Raw genomic sequence first — 20,934 nt, 5'->3', positions numbered from 1 at the left:
ATTTTTTTTAATTTGTTGAACGTTGACTTTCATAGGAAAATTGAATTTTTATGGTCAACCTATGTCAGGGACGTACAGGAATGAGTGATGGAATGAGTGATGAATGAGCATACATCTCACCACTTACCATTCGCCACTTACCACTTACCTATTTCCAATAAAAAAAAGCATAGAGAAATCACTATGCTTTTTTTTTATTGTTAGAATTGAATTTCTCGAACGAGATGATGGGAGGGAATAAACGTTTTTAAAACAGTAGTATCCACATTGCTATAAAAAATACAGGTGCCAGGAGTTATACTGTCGTTGAGTAAATTGTTTTGCTCCAATATTTTTTGCGTGTGTTTGGCAACGGCTTCACCAGAATCAATGATTAGGATATCATCGGGAATAATGGATTTGATGATTGGTTTTAAATAGGGGTAATGGGTACATCCAAGTACGAGGGTGTCCATTCCTTGTTCAACCATGGGGATTAAGTACCGTTTCAAGAGATCTTTGATTTCTTGAGACTCTAATTTTCCCGATTCGATGAGTGTAACTAAATTATAGCCTATTTGCTCAATTATTTTTACGTTAGGATATAGTTTGAGCTTGGCGGTAAATAAATCGCTTGTAATAGTTCCTTTGGTAGCTAAAACGCCTATTGTTGAGGTTTTGGTTAGAAGGGAAGCAGGTTTGATTGCTGGTTCTATTCCAATAATGGGAATGCTAAAGGAAGCTCGTAGTTCGTCAATTGCATTTGTTGTTGCGGTATTACAAGCAACAACAACAATTTTACACCCTTGATCAACGAGGTGTTTGACGTTTTTATGTGATAACGCAAGTATGGCTTCTTTGGTTTGGGTGCCATAAGGTGCATTTTTTTGATCTGCTAAAAAAACAGTGTTTTCATTTGGCATTCGTTTGTTTATTTCCTGCCATATTGTGGTTCCACCTATACCAGAATCAAAAAGTCCTATTGGATTTGTATTTTTCATAAGTAGAACAAAAATAAAAAAGTCCGTCATAAAAACGGACTTTTCAGTGTATAATCGTAAAATTAATTTATACCTAATTCTTTTTTAACATCAGCAGCTAAATCTGTACCGTCAGCTAATAAGACACCAGATCCCATTGAAGAGTCTAATACGTATTGAACACCTTGTGCACGTGCAACTTTCTGAATAGCTGTTCTTGCTTTTTCAAAAATAGGTTGAGTTAAATCAACTTCTTTCTTTTGTAATTCTTGTCCAGCTGTAGTTTGGAACTGTTGAATTCTTTGTAGAAGACCTTCAACTTCTTTTTGTCTTTCTTCGTTTACTGCATCACCTACTGTAGCAGCTTCTGTTTGGTATTTTTGAGCTTTAGTTTGATACTCAGTTACCATTGTTTCGTATTCTTTTTGATATTTTTCACCTAATGCTTTCAGTTCTGCCTCCGCTGATTTCATAGCAGGCATTACTGTAATTAAAGCTTGAACATCAATGTGTGCAACTTTAGTTTGCGCTGTTGCTGTTGTTGCGCTAACGCCAAAAAACATTACTGCTGCAATCAATAAGGATTTCATTTTTTTCATTGTATTCGTTTTTTATATTATTTTACTTGTTACTTAATTATTTGTTTCTTGCGGCTTCAATTTGTCTTTTCATTTCTTCTTGTTCTTGAAGCATTTTTCTGCGTTTTTCTTCTTGTTCCTCTTGCACACGCTTTTTAATTTCTTCTTGTTTGCGCTGCGTTTCTTCTATTTGTTTACGACGTTGTTCTAAAGCGTCTTTTTTCTTTTGTTCGACTTCTTCTCTGCGTTTTTCTTCTGCAGCTTTTCGTTCAGCAATAAGCTTTTCAAGTTCGTCGTTCTTGTCGTTTTTTTGTTGCTGCTCAGCTTCTAAGCGTCGGCGTTCTTTTTCTTCTTGTTGTTTTCTTTCGCGTTCTGCTTTTACTCGTTCAGCTTCTTCTTGTTGCTGCTTGATTTGTTCTTCTCTATCGCGTTGAAGTTGCTCTCGCTTTTCTTTATCTTCTTGCTTTCTTTTTTCAATCTCCTCTTGTTTCTGTTGAAGTAATTGTTTTTGAGCTTCGATTTTTTCTTGTTTAAGGCGTTCCGCTTCTTCTCTTTTTTCTTCCAGTTCTTTCAGCTTCTGTTCTTGTTGGCTTTTTAGCATGTCTTCTTTTGTAGACTGCTCTTTTTGCTCTTTGTCTTGCTGTTTTTGCTGCTTTTCCTCTTTTTGTTCCTTGCGCATTTGACGTTCAGCCTCTTCGCGTCTGCGTTGCTGTTCTTCCCGTCTACTTTGTCTAAGTGCAATCGCATCCTCTTCTTTTTCTTCTAGCTCAACTGCTTCTACTTGTTCTGCAGTCATGTTTTGCTTTCTGCGTGCTGAGGTCATACGACGAATGACTAAGTTACTAATATCATAACGTTTGTCTGCTATCAACATCGTAGTTTCTGCATTTTTGTCTAATACATAATCGTATTTTCTCGCTTCAGCAATATCCTGAACCATCGCAAAAACCTGATCTTGAATCGGTTTAGCTAAACTAATTTTTTGCGAAAAATATTCGCCATCAGTACCAAAATATTTTTGTTGATATTTTAAAAGATCGTCTTCGAGTTCGCTAATACTTTCCTCTTTTTCATTAATCAAATCACGTGTCAATAAAACGCGTTCATTGGCTAAAGCTGTTTTGAGGTTTTTTATATCTTCCTTTTTCTTGTCAATTTCTTGCTTCCAACCTTCAGCACGAGTCGATAGTTGCGCACTTGCTTCGGTGTATTCTGGTACATGTCGCAAGATTAGTTCCATATCAATATAGGCAACTCGAGCAGACCCTCCTTGTGCAAAGGAAAAGGAATAACCAAAAATACTGATTAAAAAAATAAAAAGATACCTCATAAGTTGTTAAATTTTAGCAAAGTGTATCACTAAAACTGTTGTCCAAGGATAAAGTGAACCTCCCAGCCGTTTTTCTCACGTAATCCTGGAGGTGCATCAAACCCATATCCAAAGTCAATACCCAAGAGACCAAACATTGGCATAATCACGCGAACACCTAATCCAGCAGATCGTTTTAAATCGAATGGATTGTATTCTTTGAATGAATCGAATGCTGCTCCAGCCTCTGCAAATGACAATACATAAACAGATGCACTTGGTTTTAGTGTAATAGGATAACGTAATTCTAGGGTGAATTTATTGTATATCGTACCTCCAATTTGTTCTCCGTTTTGATTGATTGGTGTTAAAGCTTGGTTTTTATACCCTCTTAATTGGATCACTTCACGTCCATCTAAAGAGAAGTTTGCCAATCCATCTCCACCAACGTAGAAACGCTCAAACGGTACAACACCACGGTTGTTGTTGTAGGCACCCATATAACCAAATTCCCCAACTGTTCTAAATACTAATTTATCATAAATTGTGGTATACCAGTCTCCTTTGAACTTTAATTTGTAAAATTCTAACCAGTTGAATCTTTTTTGATCCACTTTACTAGCATCAGCAGTCGCATCTTGCCAATTACTTACAGGTTGACCTGATGCATTTAAGTAAGTTCCTTCTGGAATAACTAAACCAGTATTGGGATCCACTTGTCCAGGTCTTGATTTGTATTTGTATTCTTGCTGGTTGGCAAGATTCTTATAATCAACGTTGTTGAATAAGGAATAGGGTGGAGTAAATTTACCACTGATACTAAAGAAAGAACCGAAAGTAGGGAAGTTTGGATCCATTCCTCGGTTATCTCTTCTTAATTCAACTTCATATGCTAAGTTTCTCGAAGAACCATCACCAAATGTAAAAAGTCCAGTGTTGTAGTTTTTCATATCATAGTATTGGAAACTCAACGTATGTGACAAAACGAAATAATCATCAGGAACGCTTAATTGCTTGGCAACCCCTAGGTTAATTGTTGTAATGTCAAATCCTCTACTGCGGTCTGTTCTTCTGCTGTAGTAATCGTATAAGTTTTGTTTACTATAGGCAATGGTACCGAAAAGGTTAACTGGTTTCTTTTTACCCAACCAAGGTTCAGAGAAACTAATACTGTAGGTTTGGAAGTATGAGCTTCCTTGTAAGCGCAAGGCTAAAGATTGGCCATCTCCCATAGGGAAAGGATTGTAAGATTCTTTATTGAAAATATTGCGCAAAGAGAAGTTGTTAAATGACAATCCTAAGGTTCCGATGAAACCTCCTCCACCGTAACCTCCTTGTAATTCAACTTGACTTGATCCCTTTTCAGCTACTGACCATTCTACATCTACTGTTCCTGAAGCTGCATCCGCATTTTGGATATCTGGAACAATAGCTTGAGCATCAAAAATATTTAATTGTCCTAGTCGACGCATTGTTTCCATTACCATTGCTTTACTCCAGATTTCACCTGGTCTAGTACGCAATGTACGGTGAATAACGTGATCGTGCGTATATTCATTGCCGCGTACGGTAATATTGTTGAAACGCGCAATAGGGCCTTCTGTGATTCGGATTTCGAAATCAATCGTATCATTCGCTGTTTTTACCTCTACTGGGGTAATGTTAGAGAAGAGATAACCATTATTTTGGTACTGGTTAGTTAAGTTGTAACCATCTGGATCTGCAGGATCGTTGATTCGTTTATTTAATAAAACGCCATTGTAGACTTCTCCTTTTCCAATTCCCAATACGTTATTCAGTTGGCTATTGGTATAGACGGTATTTCCGATAAAGCGGATATCACCAATATAGTATTTGTTTCCTTCTTCTACATCAATGTTAATCGCAATGCGATTGGTTTTAGGATCATATGCAGTTGTATCTGTAAGAATACGCGCATCGCGGTATCCTTTTTCTTTGTATTTATCCACCAAACGATCCAAATCTTCTTCATATTTTGTTTGAATAAATTTAGAAGGTTTGAAGATACGCAACGGATTAAAAGGACTGCGTTTTTTCGTGTCTTTTAAAGCTTTACGCAATTGTTTATTGGTTAATTGCTGATTTCCGTCAAAGGTAATATCCGAAATACGCACCTTTTTACCACGGTCAATCCCAACGATTAAATCGACATAACGACCTGTTGAATCGGTAGGTACTGTGTTTAGGGTTACTTTGGTATTGTAATATCCGTCTTTTTTGTACTTGTTTAAAAGGTAGTATTTGGTTGTAGAAAGCAAGTTCTCGTTGACAATTTTTCCTTTTGTCAATTTAGCTTCTTTGATTACCGTTTCTGATTTTGCTTTTTTATACCCTTTTACTTTAGCTGAGCTTAAACGAGGTAATTCGTTCAAAGACAATTCTAAATTAATCGTATCATTAACAACCGATGTTTCGTAAATGTTGATGTCTTTAAAGAAACCAAGTTTCCAAAGTTTTTTCAAAGCATCGCTAATCTCTTCTCCCGGAACAGCAATTTTTTGTCCTTTACTTAACCCTGTAAAAGTAACAACCGTTTGTGGGTTGTAATTGATTTTACCGGTAACTTTTATATCTCCTAAAATGTATGTTTTAGGGGTTTCTAGAGTAGGAATATAGTCCCCTTGTTGTGCTTGAGCACTGCTACAAATTAGACCTGCAATAAACAGGGCAAAAAGTGAGATGCCTTTTTGAAACATTATTTTCGTTTTTATTTAATTTGTTCACTAGTTTTTCCATACCTTCTCTCCCTTTGTTGATACGATATAATCGATCGATAAAGTTCGTCTTCAGAGAAGTCTGGCCATAATACCTCCGTAAAGTACAATTCAGCATAAGCGATCTGCCAGAGTAAGAAATTACTAATTCTCTGCTCCCCGCTGGTGCGAATTAACAAATCAACATCAGGCATATTATGCGTGTAAAGATGCTCATTAATAATTGATTCGTCAATACTGTCTTCTGAAATTATATTATTTTTAACTTTAATAGAAATTTCCTTAATTGCGTGTATTATTTCTGCTCTGGAGCCATAACTTAGTGCTAAAGTTACAGTCATCCTTTTGTTTTCTTTCGTTTTGTCAATTGTTGCTACCAATTTTTGGCGTACTTTTTCTGGAAGTAATTCTAGATTTCCAATTGCATTAAGAGCAATTTGGTTTTCCATAAAAGTAGGGAGTTCTTTCGCGAGCGATTTCACAAGTAATTCCATTAGCTTGTCTACTTCATATTTGGGTCTATTCCAATTTTCAGTAGAAAAGGCATAGAGTGTCAAGTGTTCAATACCTAATTCTCTGCATGTAGTTAGCGTGGTTCTCAGAGATTTGACTCCATTTTCATGTCCAATTGTTCTAAGGAAACCGCGTTGTTTGGCCCACCTACCATTGCCATCCATGATAATTGCAATATGCTTTGGTAGATTGCTCATGTTAATTTGTTCTTTCAATTTCATTTAATCTGCGCAATAACAAGGATTATGTCCAAAAGTATAACTTATTGTAATTCCAGAATAGAAAAACCAATCATTTCCGTTTTTTCCAAATCGAAAATTTTCCAATTTAGATTCGGAAGGGTAGCTTCCATCAAGGTTATTTGTAAAACTATAAGTCGCAGTAACTTCTGCATTAATATTAATTTGAGGATTAACTCTGATTTTCATTCCTGCAGCAAAGGGAATTGCTGCTGTGTACTTCTTGTCTCCTTTAGTGAGTCTTGAACCTCTAAAGTATAAGTCATTATAGCGAATTCCAGACACTCCTGCATATAAATAGGGAGTCATTGCAAAATTTTCCTGATGTAAATCGAATTCAAAAAAATTAAATTCAAGACCTAAACTCAGTTGCTGTATGGTATTATCAAAACGCAACCCTCTTGCTTTTCTGCTTTCGCTTGAAGCATCAGCATCGTTACCAGTTAACTTTTGTTGACTGAAACTCACGCGATAGGAATGCCGTGGGCTTTTATTCCATCTGTAAAAAACGTTATAGCCTAGATTTGTAGGATTGATAAACTGAGAAGAACCAATGTCTCCGACATAGTTTGTGCCACCTAAACCAAAGCCCACCTCATGGATCTGAGCGTGTGCTAAAGGCATGCTAAGCAGTGTGATAAATGTAAGTAAAGCCTTTTTCATTTTGTTAAAATAATTCACAAATATAATAATAATGAATTCTCTTTGTTTGAAAAAAAAGTTTTTGTTCTAACAAATTCAAACAAAAATGAGTAATAAAAAATAAATGTAATAAAAAAAAGGATGTCTGTCGTTTTTTTTAATTGCGTTTGTCTTCGCCCCAAAGTAATTTATTTCGCAGTGTTTTAATAAAACTCTGTTGAGGAAATTCAACTAAATTAATGGTAAAAGGCGCTTTAGAAATAGTTACTTCTGTTTCGTTATTTACAGCTTGTGTACTACTGTCCACCGATAGCAAAAATTGACTTTCTCTAGCGTTTACTTTTAGTTTGATCGTTAAATTGTCGCGAATTACTAAAGGTCTTACATTGAGATTATGCGGGGCCAAAGGTGTTAGTACAAAACAACCCGTTTCTGGTTCGATAATAGGACCCCCACAACTCAAAGAATAGCCCGTAGATCCTGATGGAGTAGAGATAATTAAACCATCAGCCCAGTAGGTGGCTAAATATTCATTGTCTAAATAGGTTTCTACTGTGATCATCGATGTTGTATTCTTTCTCGATACAGTAATGTCATTTAAGGCAAAATTGATGTCGAAATTCGAATTTGACACAGGATCGCAGGCAATGGTCAGTAGTGCTCTACGCGATAGTTTATAGGTATGTTTAAACAGATGAGGCAAATGCTCCTCAATTGTGTCTTCTTGAATATTGGCCAAGAATCCCAATCTACCCGCATTAATTCCTACGATGGGAATATTTTTGTCTCTGATAAAATTTGCAGCACGTAGCATCGTACCATCCCCACCAATACTGATGAAAAAGTTGACATCTAACGGTAATTCATTCGCGTCATCGAACGTCTCGTACATCGTTGGTAGGATGTTTTTTTCGTTTAAGAGATCGTAAAAGTTGCGCTCAAAAATAATAGTGGGCGCATAGGTTTCGAAAACGTTTAAAAGACGATGAACGATTTGTTGTACAATGGCTTTATTGGTTTGCCCGTAAATTGCAAATTTCATGCTATATGTTTAAAAATTTGTTTAGATAATTGGAGTGCTCTATTAATTTGTTTTGATGTAAGTCTTCGTCGTGTTGCGAGATAATCGTAAAATCAAAACGTCGTAAGTCGTAAATAATTGTCTCTATGTTTTTTTGTGTCAAACGCAAAAGCAGTTGAGTTTTGTTGTCAAGGGTACTTAAAACAAGAATACCAAGTAATTTGTTGTTGTTACTTTCGACAATTTGAGCGATGCTTGAAAAACTACAAGCTGCAGTATTTGTTTCAATAATTACTGTTGTACCTGCTTCAGTCAAAAAGCTACTCTCTAATAAATAGTCCATTAAGGCAGACTTTGGCAACATTCCTTTTAGCTGCATTGTCTCATCCAAGACAGGCAAAATATCACATTTGTTCTGGATGAAGGTATCGGCTATCTTAGCTAAACCATCCGTCAGGAATACAAAAAAAGGCTCAACTAGATAGCTGATCGAAGCCAAAGTTTCCGTTTCATCAATTTCATAAAGTAGGGCAGATGGAAGATTGCCAATCCATTTGTTGTCTGTATCGACAAGGGCTAGATGCGAATAATCATGCGCATCTAAAAAGGCAATACCCTCAGCTACCGCACTAGAAGGCGTGAAGGTTGGAAGGTGGATTAGTAAAGTGGTTAGGGTTGTCAAAATCGCTTCAATTGAAATGTGACTGCAAAATAATTAAAAATAAACCAATAAGCCTTACTTATACTTTGTATTTTTGTTTTTTAATATCTTAATTATGACAAAGCTATCTGTAAATATCAATAAAATTGCTACCTTAAGGAATTCAAGAGGGGGAAATGTACCTAATTTATTAAAAGTGGCTGAAGATGTTCAAAAATTTGGAGCGGCAGGAGTAACGATTCACCCACGTCCAGATGAACGCCATATTCGCTACCAAGATGCAAGAGATTTAGTGCAGGTTGTGTATACAGAATACAACATAGAGGGAAATCCGATGGATAACTTTTTAAAACTGGTATACGAGTGTAAACCGACACAAGTAACATTAGTACCTGATGCCGTAGATGCTTTAACGTCAAATGCTGGTTGGGATACGGTGAAACACAAAGATTTCTTGACAGAGGTTATTCAAGAGTGTAAACAACAGGGAATTCGCACGTCTATTTTTGTGGATCCTGTACTTGAGATGATTGAAGGAGCGAAAATTGTAGGTACGGATCGCATTGAGTTGTATACCGAAGAGTTTGCAACACAATACGGGCTTGGAAATGAGAAGGGAATTGATCCTTATATTCGCGCGGCTGAATTAGCCGTGGAGTTAGATTTAGGGATTAATGCAGGACATGATCTAAGTTTGGACAATATCGCTTTTTTCAAGGCGAATATGCCTAATTTGCTAGAAGTGTCTATTGGACATGCATTAATTGCCGAATCGTTGTATTTAGGGTTGGAAAATGTAGTTAATATGTATATTCAAAAATTGAGTTAATGGCAGAAATTTTATATTCAAAAATAGAGGGAGAAGGAGGAATACCCATGATTGTACTCCATGGGTATTTTGGTATGTCTGATAACTGGAATACCTTTGGTAAACAAATGGTTGAAAAAGGATATGAAATGCATTTGTTGGATTTGAGAAATCACGGACGTAGTTTTCATTCGGATGCTTGGTCGTATGATGTTATGGTCGAAGATGTTATTCGCTATATGGAGCATTATAATATCTGCGATGCTATTGTACTAGGACATTCCATGGGAGGTAAAGTTGCTATGCATTTAGCAACAAAGTATCCTACACGTGTTGAAAAGTTGATCGTTGCAGATATTGCACCTCGTGCATATGCGCCTCATCATCAAGATATCTTAGAAGCCTTGAATGCAGTTGATTTTTCTCAAAAACCTTCGAGAAGAGAAGTGGATGAATGTATCAGTGCGCGTATTCAAGATTTTGGTACCAAACAATTTTTATTGAAGAGTTTATATTGGAAAGAACCCGATCAGTTGGCTTTCCGATTTAATTTGGACGTATTTAATCGAGATGAACATGTTGTAGGAGAAGGCATAGCTGAAGATGCACGATATGATAAACCTACGCTTTTTGTTCGCGGTGGAGCGTCTAAGTATATTCAAGAGAAAGATGAGGTAAGTATTAAAAAGCACTTCCCACAAGCGGTGATCGAAACGATTCCCAATGCAGGACATTGGTTACATGCAGAAAACCCACAAATGTTTTTTGAACTCGTATCAGGGTTTTTGTCCTAAGTATATAGCATAAGACCTATAGGTTAACCCGTTATATAAAAAGAGAGTATCCTTTTGGGGTACTCTCTTCTTTTTTAGGTTTTATCACCAACAGTAAACCTTCAATCGAGTAAGTAGATGACTGTTTTGAAGGTGTTTTTTGTACATCACTTATCATTTCCTTTTCCTCTTTGCTCTTTTCTTATTTCAAACAAGAGCTAAGCTTCTCTTTTGTTTTTTATGCTTACCAACTAGAGCGAAACGAAGCGATAAGCTAACTTTGCTCTAGCTTCTTGTTGAGCTATCCCTTTATTGTTTCTTTTTACGCGTGATTGAGACAGAAAAATCAGCAATACTTGGTCTATACACGGTCAAAAAGAAAACGCATATTGTTTTTTTAGATTATTTATAAGTTATTTGTTTTTATTTAGATTAAGTAAAAGTAGGTAACTATAGATAGCGAACCTAATTGACGCTTTTGATTTGTTTGATTTTTAAATTAAAATATTGTTTTTATGTGAAAATGTATGTTTTAATTGTTAAAATAACTTTTAAAATATTTTTTTTACTTATTAGGATTTTTTTCGTTTCTTGTTATTTAGTTTATTTTAACTTAATTTGAGTGGATTTTAGGATGTCGATCCTTACGCTTACTTGGAATGCAACGGTTGCATTTCCTTCTTTTTTGATAACAAACCTTAGTAACTCTATTATGAAACAGAAAAATGTTTTCCTACTCGGTATTTTATTGCTGTTAAGTAATGCTGTTTTTGCGCAATACTACAAAAACCATCATATTGCACCAGCTCCATGGCAGTACTGGAGTACAGCAAATCAGATTGTGATTGGTACGCTGTCCACAGAACCTGTCGAAGTGGTTTTGAAAAAAAGTGATGGAACGGATTTAACTACTTTAACGGTAACGGTTAATAATCCAGTTTCTTATCGTTTTGTTGGAGAGGCAAATACATTGAACCGAAATGCAATAGATACCACCTATGATAACCAAGGATTGTTGGTAGAGGCAAGTGAACCTGTCTTAGTTAATCTTCGCAATATTGCATCGGATGCTACAGTCGGATGGAATTCATTGGGTGTTGAAAATATAAAGGGAAATGCATCACTTGTTAGTTTTGGTGAAGAGGGATTAGGTGTAGAATTTCGCCTGGGATACTACAGAGAAAGTACCCAAGGGCTTTATTTGAATGCGCCCGTTTACTCCGTGATGGCAACCGAAGATGAAACAGAGATTGAAGTACAACAAGAGACTGGTGTGAGTACATTTTCTTTAGATAAAGGACAAAGTAGATTGTTTAAAGCGCCTTTAGGTGCTTATTTGAAAGCAAATAAATCAGTGGTGGTTAATGTTGGGAACTGGGGAGATACACCAGGATTATGTGGGCCAGGAGGAGTGAATGGACAAGATGGAACTTTTGATCAGGTCGCACCAGTTCACATGTTAGGAAGTCGCTATTTGGTGGTTCGAGGAGAAGGATCAATTCCCAATGATACACAACGAAGTCAATTCCTAGGTTCAGAACAAAGTTTAATCGTAGCGACAAAAGACAATACAACTGTTACAGTTAGAAGTTTTACTGCTCAAGGTGTAGCAACAGGAACTCCTGTTACCCAAGTTTTGGCCAATGCAGGAGATTACTATTCTTTCTACCATGGAGACGGAACGAATGCCAATTCCTCAAGCTTGATTGTTTCAGATAATGAAGTAATTGTTTACGCAGGAACAGCAGTAGAGTGTGAAACGGATATCTCTACCGTATTGCCTATCGGTGGATGTGCGGGATCAATTAATATACAAACGACAAAATTTGTTAATTACAATGATGGTGGATTGCCTTATATGGGATTTGCGGTTATTGAACACCCAACACAACCCGTGTTTATCAATGATCAAAATATTGAAACACTGACTACAAGAACGCGCGTTCCTTTAGGTGATAGCGGATTGTACATGATTACTTTTAATCATACCGCTATCGGAAATCCAGCGAATATTGTGTTGAGATCGGATCTACCCTTAACGGTTAGTCTAGTGCAACAAGGAGATGGATTCTCTATGTCTGCTTTTTTCTCTTCTTTTGGACAAGCAGCACAAGCACCTATAGAAGTCAAACAAAATGAAAATTGTACTGTAAGACTTGAGTCAGAAGAAGATTCTATTGAATATGAATGGTTTTTAAATGGAGAATCGATAGAGGTAACAACGGATAATTTTCTGGATGTTATGGAAAGCGGGTTGTATTCAGTGAAGATAAAAAAAGAATGTGGTTGGAGTAATCGTTCTTTACCATTGGATGTAATCGTCAAACCGTGTACGGATCTCTCTATTACTAAAGCAGTAAAATCACAAGAAGATGGCTATGCTGTTTTTGTGATTACAGTTAAGAATTTAGATGAGATTTTTACAGATCCTGAAGTATCGATGACAGATGTACTGCCTTCGGGGTATGAGTTTGTAAGTTATAGTGCTGATAAAGGGAATTATGACGCGACAACAGGAAAGTGGACTATTGGTGCGCTTGCTCCTCAAGAAGAAGTACGTATTGAAATCAAAGTAAAAATCAACGAAAATGGGGAGTATCTCAATATCGCTACAGTAGAGGGCGACAATATTGATCCTCATCCAGACAACAATACCGCAGAAGCAATTGTGGCACTAGGGAAGTTAGAGTTTACTAAAAAAGTCGTGGTTCGCGAATATAATCGCATTGGCGATAAAATTGAATATGAAATCACAGTGAAAAATATTGGAGAAACAATAGTGAGAGATATAGTGCTTACGGATGAGAATGCGGATGTAGGAACACTAGTGCCATCGAATATTACAGAACTAAAACCAGGCGAATCTCAAGCTGTTAAGGCGTATCATACCATTACAGAGGCAGATTTTAATGCAAAAAAAGTAGTCAATCAAGCGGTTCTAGTTGCGCAAACATCAAGTGGAACAATGGAACAACTATCGGATGATCCTACAACGCCAGAACGCAATGATCCTACCATAGCTGTACTGCTGTATCAAGCGGATTTGCACGCCACAAAAGATGATGGACTGCAGTATTACACCCCAGGACAAGAAACAACTTACACGATAGTAGTGGAAAATAAAGGACCTGGTTCTGCTGTTAATGTAGAAGTAGTGGATCAAATGCCAGAAGGTGTACAAGAAATGCGCTGGTCAAGCTCACAAGGAACTTCTGGAACGGGTGATTTAATTGATACGATTTCTCTATTAGACGTAGGGGATACGGTAAACTATGAAGTGACCTTAACGATTCCGCTAAAGCATACACAAACGTTTATCAACGTCGTAACTGTAGAGGCTCCTGACAATGAGGATCCAGTTGAAGCTTGCGATACTTGTAGGGATATTAACTACCAGAACGTATTTATTCCCAAGGGAATTTCACCTAATGGTGATGGATTGAATGACTTCTTAGATTTGAGTAATTACAGCGTCGAAAGTTTGAAAATATACAATCGATTAGGTAAATTGGTTTACAAAGCCGGTAAGTATGAAAAAGAATGGTATGGTCAATCTGATTCAGGTACTAAATTACTTCCTGTTGGTACCTACTTTTACGTGATGCAAAACATTTTGAGAGATACCTATACCGGATGGATCTACTTGCAATATTAATTTAGTATTCTTACGTTTTTAGTTTATAGTTCAAAGCGCTGTCTCCCATTTGGAAGACAGCGTTTTTGTTTGTCATTCACGCTGTGAGGGAGTTTACCAAAAAAAATAAAACAAAAAAATAAAATAAAAAGAGTGGTTGAATAAATGGTAAAAAAAAAGTGAAGTTGATTTGTAATTTTTTAAAAATCAGTAGAATTGTTTCTAATTTTTCTTTTTCACTGTTAAAGTGTGTATTAAAAATTTGTCAAATTATTATATATTTTTATATTTACTAGATAAGAAATAAAATAATAGTTAATTATGATAAAAAAGGTATTGTCATTATCCCTTCTAACTTTAATTACCGCATCAACGTATGCAGGAGGTTATAGAGTTAGTATGCAAGGAAACAGACAGCTTGCGATGGGACATGCTGGGGTAGCTGTTATTAGTAGTGGTGCAGAATCGCTATTTTTCAATCCTGCAGCATCGGTTTATTTGGATGATAAGTTCAATTTCTCGGCTGGGATGAACTATTTGGTTGCTGATACCAAGTTTCAAAATGAAACATATGGTTGGGAGAATGATACGCGTAATCCTGGAACTCCCTTTTATTTCTATGGAACGTATAAGGCAACGGATTGGTTAACAGTTGGTCTAGCCGTTTATACGCCTTATGGAAGTGCAGTAGATTGGGATCGCGATTGGCAAGGGTCACATTTAGTCAATAATATTGATCTAAAAGCTTTTTACTTTCAACCGACTGTCGCAGTTAAAGTAAGCAAGCATTTTAGTTTCGGTGGGGGACCTATCTTTGTTAATGGTGGCGTTACCTTTGACCGAAATGTGTCGCGTAGCATGACCAATGAAGAAGGAAAGAGAACAAGTGTAGAAATTGATGCTAAAAACGTTACAGCTTGGGGATGGACTGCGGGGTATCTCGTAAATGTAGATGATCACTTGCGTTTGGGTATGAATTACCGATCCGAAATTATCATGAAAGAAAATAGTGGAAAAGCGAAGTTTTCCAATGCACCTGCTTTTGGAGGAGCTCTATTTCAAGATGGTAAAATTAAAGCAGAAATGCCTTTACCAGCAGAGTTAACGGTTGGAGCTTCATACTCATGGGATAAATGGGTGGTTGCGTTCGATTATAACAGAACATTCTGGAAAGTATACGATGCCTTAGTCATAGACTTCGTTGATAGTGCCTTAGGGACATCAGTAAACCCTAGGAATTATAAAGATTCAAGTACGTATCGAATCGGTGCACAATACGCCCTAAACGATCAATTAACGCTTAGAGCTGGTTGGTATTATGATGAGAGCCCGGTTCAAGAAGGTTATTTCGCACCAGAAACACCAAGAAACGACTCGCGTGCCTATACTGGTGGATTGACGTATAAGTTTAAAAACGGTATTGGAGTAGATCTCGTATTCTCTTACTTACATTTTAGCGATACCCATAATTCATACGATTATTATCAAGAAGATGGACAAAATGTTTCATTTGGAGGAACCTATAAATCTGCAGTAACAAGTGGAGGAATTGGCGTAACTTATAGTTTTTAATGATTAAATTGATTTAAGATGAAAAGAAAATATTTATATATCGCTCCTCTTTTTGCTTTTATAGTTGCGGCTTGTGAGCCTTCTATCAAAGATGAAATTAACTCGGAGACGTATTATGCAGGGGAAGCTAATTTCTCTTCCTATGTCGCTATTGGTAACTCATTGACAGCGGGGTATATGGATGGAACACTCTACCGTTCAGGTCAAGCGTATTCCTTTCCTTATATTTTAGCACAACAATTTAAAGTTGTTGGAGGAGGTGAATTTACACAACCCCCTTTAGATGATGATACTAATGATGTAGGAGGTATGTTGATGGCAGGAAACCCAATCCCTGGATTCGATACAAAATTGATCATGAATATGTCGACGAGTAGCCCAGAAAATAAAAAAGGGGCTGTAACGATGGACGTAACAAAACGAAGCCAAAAAGCCTATCATAATGCAGGAGTACCTGGAGCAAAAACGTTTCATCTACTAGCACCGGGCTATGGAAGTATAGGGAATTTAGCTGCTGGAAAAGCTAATCCGTACTTTGTGCGTACGGCTACCTCAGATGAAACAACTGTTATGGCAGATGTTATGACCCTACAACCAACGTTCTTTACCAACTGGATTGGAGCAAATGATGTATTAGCCTATGCGACTTCCGGAGGTGAAGGATTGGATCAAAATGAACAAGCAAATGGAACCGACCTGACACAATATGGTGGAAATGATATTACTCATGTGGCTGTATTTAAGATGACGTACACAGGTATTATCAATACCTTGACAAGTGGTGGTGCAAAAGGAGTAGTGGCTACAGTTCCAGATGTAACGACAATTCCGTTCTTTACAACAGTGCCTTATAATCCCATTACAGCGGATGCTGTGGTGAAACCAGGTCAAAATCCAGATGAGGTTTTTGGTCAGCTCAATCTTTTGGTTGGAATGTTCAAAGAAATCTTAGGGCAGTTCGGGGAAGGAGATCGCTTGCAGTTATTGGATAAAACGAAGGCAAATCCACTCTTGATTCAAGATAAAACGCTAACAAATTTAGAACCCCAAATAGCTGCTACTATAAAGTATTTAGTCGCTACTGGTAAATTTCCATTCGATATCTCAGAACAAGAAATCGGATTTATTGCTAAAAGCTTTGGTCAAGCAAGACACGCAACAGCAAAAGATTTAATGCTGTTGACAAGTAGAGCACAAATTGGCGCAAGTTTTGCAACAGGTAATCCAAAAATGGATGCAATGTTAATAAAAGGGATTACGTTTCCTATTGGCGATGAATATGTGCTGAATCAAGTAGAGCAACAAAAAGTTCAAACAGCTACGATTGCGTTTAATTCGATTATCCGAGGGATAGCAGATGAAAAAGGATTAGCAGTGGCGGATATGAATGAATTGTTACACAAAGCTGTAAGTGGATTAAGAGTAGAAGACGGACAAATTTATACGGCAGATTACTTTAAAGGAATGGGGAATTTAAATACAGTGTTATTCTCCTTAGATGGCGTGCATTTGAATCCAAGAGGATATGCCTTTATTGCAGCTGAAATCTTACGTGTAATTAACAGACACTATAAATCAAATATCCCACTAGTAAATCCTGCGGTTTACCCAGGACCAACGCTAGTATTACAAAATTAAAAAATAAAATAAATGAGTTTTATCGTTCGATTATTAGTTACAACAGCCTTAGTAGTTTTCCTTTGTTGGTTGTTGCCAGGCGTTCACATCACGGGGTGGACCTCCGCGTTGTGGGTGGCTGTAGTGATGGGATTGTTGAATATGTTTCTACGACCAGTGCTGGTTTTTATGACACTACCTGCAACAATCGTTACCATGGGGTTATTCCTATTCGTGATCAATGCCATCATCATTATGCTTAGTGCCTATTTTGTCGATGGATTTCAGGTGAACGGATTTTGGTATGCCTTATTATTCAGCTTGATTCTCGCTTTTTGCCAATCCATCGTAAATGGGATTCTCTTAAAAGGGGAACCGAGAAACAGGTGAAAAATTTAATAGTTGAAAGACAAACACTTAAAAAGTTGGACGGGTTGTAAAAATAATTTATTTTTGCAACCCAATTTTATATGTAAATACATCAAAAAATGAATATTACAAGAAATAACGTAGATGCTCTTAATGCAATTGTTACTATTGAACTTGCAAAAGAAGATTACCAAGGTAATGTAGATACTGTGTTATCTAACTACAAAAAGAACGCCAATGTTCCTGGATTTAGAAAAGGTGCTGTACCTATGAGTTTAATTCTTAAACAATACGGAAAATCAGTGTTGTTCGAAGAAGTAAACAAAATTTTGCAAGAGAAATTAAACAATTATCTTGTAGATGAAAAATTAGATATTTTAGGAAATCCTCTTCCAGTAATGAATGAGAACTTTGACTGGGATGCTGATGTATTAAAATTTGATTTCGAATTAGGCTTAGCGCCAGAGTTTTCTCTAGACTTAGAAGGAAAAACAAACGTTACTAAATTTAACATCGTTGCTGATGAGGCGATGTTAGATGAACAAGTGGAATATATCCAAAAACAATACGGAAAATTAATCTCTAAAGAAGCAGTTGAAGAAACTTCTGAATTAGTAGGTACTTTCGTAAACGAAGAAGAAGGAATCAACAAAGACGTAACAATTGCTGTTACAGATTTCAGAACAAAAACAAACCAAAAGAAATTCTTAAACAAAAAAGTTGGTGATCAAGTTACAGTAAATACAAAAGGTTTATTTGAAGATGATCACAAATTAATGGATGTTTTAGGAATCGATCACGATAAAGTTCACGGATTAGAAGTGGATGTTGTATTTACAATCAACGAAATCAACGAGTCTGAAAAAGCAGAATTAAACCAAGAGCTTTTCGATAAATTATTCGGTCAAGACGTTGTTACTTCAGTAGAACAATTGAAAGAAAAAATCAAAGAAGATGCTGAAAAACAATTCGCTTCTCAAGCAGATCAAAAATATTTAAATGACGTTTTTGAATTCTTATTAGAAACGACTTCGTTTGACTTACCTGCTGAATTCTTGAAAAAATGGTTAATGACAGCTGGTGAAACTCCAATGACTGCAGAACAAGCAGCAGAAGAGTACGAAAAATCTGAAAAAGGTTTACGTTACCAATTGATCGAAGGAAAAGTAATGACGCAATATGAATTACAACTTACTTTCGAAGATATTAAAGCGTATACTTCAAAATTAATCAGAGAACAATTGGCTCAATTCGGTCAAGCAGATGCTGATGATAAGACAGTAGAAGATATTGTTGCTAGAGTAATGTCAAACCAAGATGAGGTAAGACGTATTTCTGAACAAGCAATGAACGAAAAAATGTTAGCTTTATTTACAGATAAAGTAAAAGCAACAGTGAAAGAAATTTCTTACAAAGATTTCGTTAAGGAAATGTACGGAGAATAATTCTTTCCTGAAAAATAAGTATATTTGAGCGTCTATTTGAATGAATAGACGCTTATTTTTTTAATCATAAAAAGCAATAGTTTATGGACTACGGAAAAGAATTTCAAAAATATGCGACCAAGCATCACGGTATAAATAGTATGTATTACGATAAAATCGTAAGTAGTATGACTCCTTACATCATTGAAGAACGTCAAATGAATGTCGCTTCAATGGATGTTTTTTCTCGTTTGATGATGGATCGCATCATCTTTTTAGGAACGGCAATTGACGATTATGTTGCTAACATTATTCAAGCACAATTGTTGTTTTTATCAAGTGTAGACAATGAAAAAGATATTAGTATTTATGTAAACTCACCAGGTGGTGGTGTATATGCTGGATTAGGTATTTACGATACAATGCAATTCATCAAACCTGACGTTGCTACGATTTGTACAGGTATGGCTGCTTCTATGGGGGCTGTTTTACTTTGTGCGGGAGCTGACGGAAAGCGTTCTGCTTTGCCACATTCACGCGTGATGATTCACCAACCATTAGGTGGAGCACAAGGACAAGCCTCTGATATCGAGATTACAGCAAGAGAAATTTTAAAATTAAAAGACGAATTGTATCAAATCATAGCCAAACATTCAGGTCAAACCATGGAGAAAGTACATCACGATAGTGATAGAGACTATTGGATGATCGCTGAGGAGGCAAAAGCCTATGGTATGATTGATGAGGTTCTAATTAGAGAATAATTTATGGCTAAAGAAGAGATGAGATGTTCCTTTTGTGGACGTCCAAAATCAGAAACCAATATTCTTATAGCGGGGATTGATGCACACATCTGTGATCGTTGTGTGGATCAAGCCTACGGTATTGTTCTGGAAGAAGAAGATGCAAAACACTTAGAAAGCTTATCCAATGAGTTGCTATTGAAAAAGCCCATGGAGATCCGCGCTTTTTTAGATGAGTATGTTATCGGTCAAGATCAAACCAAAAAAGTAATGGCTGTTGCAGTGTACAATCACTACAAGCGCTTGTTACAAGAAATGAATGGTGAAGATGAAGATATTGAAATCGAAAAGAGCAATATCTTAATGGTAGGACAAACGGGAACAGGTAAAACTTTGGTAGCTAAAACCATTGCTAAAATGTTGAATGTGCCGTTGGCTATTGTTGATGCAACCGTTTTAACAGAAGCAGGATATGTGGGGGAAGATGTTGAAGGTATTTTGACCAAGTTACTACAAGCAGCGGATTACGATGTAGAAAAAGCAGAACGCGGAATTATTTTTATTGACGAAATTGATAAAATTGCCCGTAAAAGCGATAACCCTTCGATTACACGTGACGTGTCTGGAGAAGGGGTACAACAAGCGTTATTGAAACTTTTAGAAGGAAGTGTTGTTAACGTTCCACCAAAAGGAGGACGTAAACATCCAGATCAAAAGTTTATTGAAGTGAATACCAAAAATATTCTCTTTATCGCTGGTGGCGCTTTTGATGGCATTGAACGCATTATTTCCAAGCGCTTGAATTTCCAAGCAGTAGGATATAGCTCAATTAAAGAAGGAGATAAAGTAGATCGCACAAACTTGATGCAGTATATCATTCCGAAAGACGTAAAAGATTTCGGTTTAATTCCTGAAATCATTGGTCGTTTGCCTGTGTTAACGTACATGAATCCACTGGATAGAGAAACGCTACGCGCTATTCTTACAGAACCTAAAAATGCGCTAATTAAACAGTATGAGAAGTTGTTCGATATGGACAAGATCGCTTTCTCTATTACAGATGAAGCATTGGATTATATTGTAGACAAAGCGCTGGAGTACAAATTAGGTGCAAGGGGATTACGCTCGCTTTGCGAGGCGATCTTAACTGATGCGATGTATGAACTACCAAGTAAAGAAGATGTGACTGAATTGGTCGTAGATTTAGCTTATACCGAACAAGCATTGAACAAAAATTTAATGCAACGATTGGAAGCAGCGAGTTAAGCGAACAATAGTAGATAAAGAAAAAATCCTACAGCATTTTGCTGTAGGATTTTTTTTTCAGGTTATTTTAG

The 20,934-nt window shown here is 36.6% G+C and carries 17 protein-coding genes; 9 read left to right on the top strand and 8 right to left on the bottom strand.

Going from position 1 to position 20,934, the window contains the following annotated elements; all coding sequences use genetic code 11:
• Positions 1–200: 200 nt before the first annotated feature.
• The 8 genes from murI to ACPDHL_RS10995 form a co-directional block, all read right to left on the bottom strand.
• Positions 201–980 carry a glutamate racemase gene (gene murI, locus ACPDHL_RS11030; protein WP_430532811.1) on the bottom strand — a complete coding sequence of 260 codons (780 nt, stop codon included), beginning with the start codon at positions 978–980 and terminating at the stop codon, positions 201–203.
• Positions 981–1,042: 62 nt separating this feature from the next.
• The gene (locus ACPDHL_RS11025) at positions 1,043–1,558 is read right to left on the bottom strand and encodes an OmpH family outer membrane protein (protein WP_430532810.1); all 516 of its coding nucleotides are present in this window, start codon (positions 1,556–1,558) and stop codon (positions 1,043–1,045) included.
• A 37-nt stretch (positions 1,559–1,595) separates the two neighbouring features.
• Positions 1,596–2,867: an OmpH family outer membrane protein gene (locus tag ACPDHL_RS11020; RefSeq protein WP_430532809.1), complete on the bottom strand. Its 1,272-nt coding sequence runs from the start codon at positions 2,865–2,867 to the stop codon at positions 1,596–1,598.
• Between the two features lie 29 nt (positions 2,868–2,896).
• Positions 2,897–5,563: a BamA/OMP85 family outer membrane protein gene (locus ACPDHL_RS11015; protein WP_430532808.1), complete on the bottom strand. Its 2,667-nt coding sequence runs from the start codon at positions 5,561–5,563 to the stop codon at positions 2,897–2,899.
• Between the two features lie 11 nt (positions 5,564–5,574).
• A complete protein-coding gene (locus ACPDHL_RS11010) occupies positions 5,575–6,315 on the bottom strand; it encodes an isoprenyl transferase (RefSeq protein ID WP_430532807.1) in 741 nt (246 codons plus the stop codon).
• Positions 6,316–6,996 carry a DUF6089 family protein gene (locus ACPDHL_RS11005; protein ID WP_430532806.1) on the bottom strand — a complete coding sequence of 227 codons (681 nt, stop codon included), beginning with the start codon at positions 6,994–6,996 and terminating at the stop codon, positions 6,316–6,318.
• Between the two features lie 136 nt (positions 6,997–7,132).
• Positions 7,133–8,017: an NAD kinase gene (locus ACPDHL_RS11000; protein ID WP_430532805.1), complete on the bottom strand. Its 885-nt coding sequence runs from the start codon at positions 8,015–8,017 to the stop codon at positions 7,133–7,135.
• Position 8,018: 1 nt separating this feature from the next.
• Entirely contained in the window at positions 8,019–8,678 is a 660-nt protein-coding gene (locus ACPDHL_RS10995; RefSeq protein ID WP_430532804.1) for a CBS domain-containing protein, read from the bottom strand.
• Between the two features lie 94 nt (positions 8,679–8,772).
• Between ACPDHL_RS10995 and ACPDHL_RS10990 the strand changes: the two genes are divergently transcribed.
• From ACPDHL_RS10990 to clpX, 9 genes are all read left to right on the top strand, one after another.
• On the top strand, positions 8,773–9,486 hold the full coding sequence (locus tag ACPDHL_RS10990) for a pyridoxine 5'-phosphate synthase (RefSeq protein WP_430532803.1): 714 nt from the start codon (positions 8,773–8,775) through the stop codon (positions 9,484–9,486).
• Positions 9,486–10,259 (top strand): alpha/beta fold hydrolase, encoded by a 774-nt coding sequence (locus tag ACPDHL_RS10985; protein ID WP_430532802.1) that lies wholly within the window; start codon positions 9,486–9,488, stop codon positions 10,257–10,259. The genes ACPDHL_RS10990 and ACPDHL_RS10985 overlap by 1 nt, the downstream gene beginning before the upstream one ends.
• Positions 10,260–10,950: 691 nt before the next feature.
• Positions 10,951–13,893 (top strand): DUF7507 domain-containing protein, encoded by a 2,943-nt coding sequence (locus ACPDHL_RS10980; protein WP_430532801.1) that lies wholly within the window; start codon positions 10,951–10,953, stop codon positions 13,891–13,893.
• Positions 13,894–14,193: 300 nt separating this feature from the next.
• Entirely contained in the window at positions 14,194–15,444 is a 1,251-nt protein-coding gene (locus ACPDHL_RS10975; protein ID WP_430532800.1) for an OmpP1/FadL family transporter, read from the top strand.
• An 18-nt stretch (positions 15,445–15,462) separates the two neighbouring features.
• The gene (locus ACPDHL_RS10970) at positions 15,463–17,082 is read left to right on the top strand and encodes a hypothetical protein (RefSeq protein ID WP_430532799.1); all 1,620 of its coding nucleotides are present in this window, start codon (positions 15,463–15,465) and stop codon (positions 17,080–17,082) included.
• Between the two features lie 12 nt (positions 17,083–17,094).
• Entirely contained in the window at positions 17,095–17,451 is a 357-nt protein-coding gene (locus ACPDHL_RS10965; RefSeq protein WP_430532798.1) for a phage holin family protein, read from the top strand.
• A gap of 98 nt (positions 17,452–17,549) precedes the next feature.
• On the top strand, positions 17,550–18,875 hold the full coding sequence (gene tig, locus ACPDHL_RS10960) for a trigger factor (protein ID WP_430532797.1): 1,326 nt from the start codon (positions 17,550–17,552) through the stop codon (positions 18,873–18,875).
• Between the two features lie 83 nt (positions 18,876–18,958).
• Complete coding sequence (gene clpP, locus ACPDHL_RS10955) at positions 18,959–19,618, top strand: ATP-dependent Clp endopeptidase proteolytic subunit ClpP (RefSeq protein WP_410878682.1); 660 nt, start codon at positions 18,959–18,961, stop codon at positions 19,616–19,618.
• Between the two features lie 3 nt (positions 19,619–19,621).
• Entirely contained in the window at positions 19,622–20,863 is a 1,242-nt protein-coding gene (gene clpX / locus ACPDHL_RS10950) for an ATP-dependent Clp protease ATP-binding subunit ClpX (protein WP_430532796.1), read from the top strand.
• Positions 20,864–20,934 lie beyond the last annotated feature (71 nt).

The sequence above is a fragment of the Myroides sp. C15-4 genome, assembly GCF_050522745.1.
GTDB lineage: Bacteria > Bacteroidota > Bacteroidia > Flavobacteriales > Flavobacteriaceae > Flavobacterium.
Note: the sequence above shows the minus strand (reverse complement) of the source record. Positions and strands in the feature narration are given on the sequence as shown.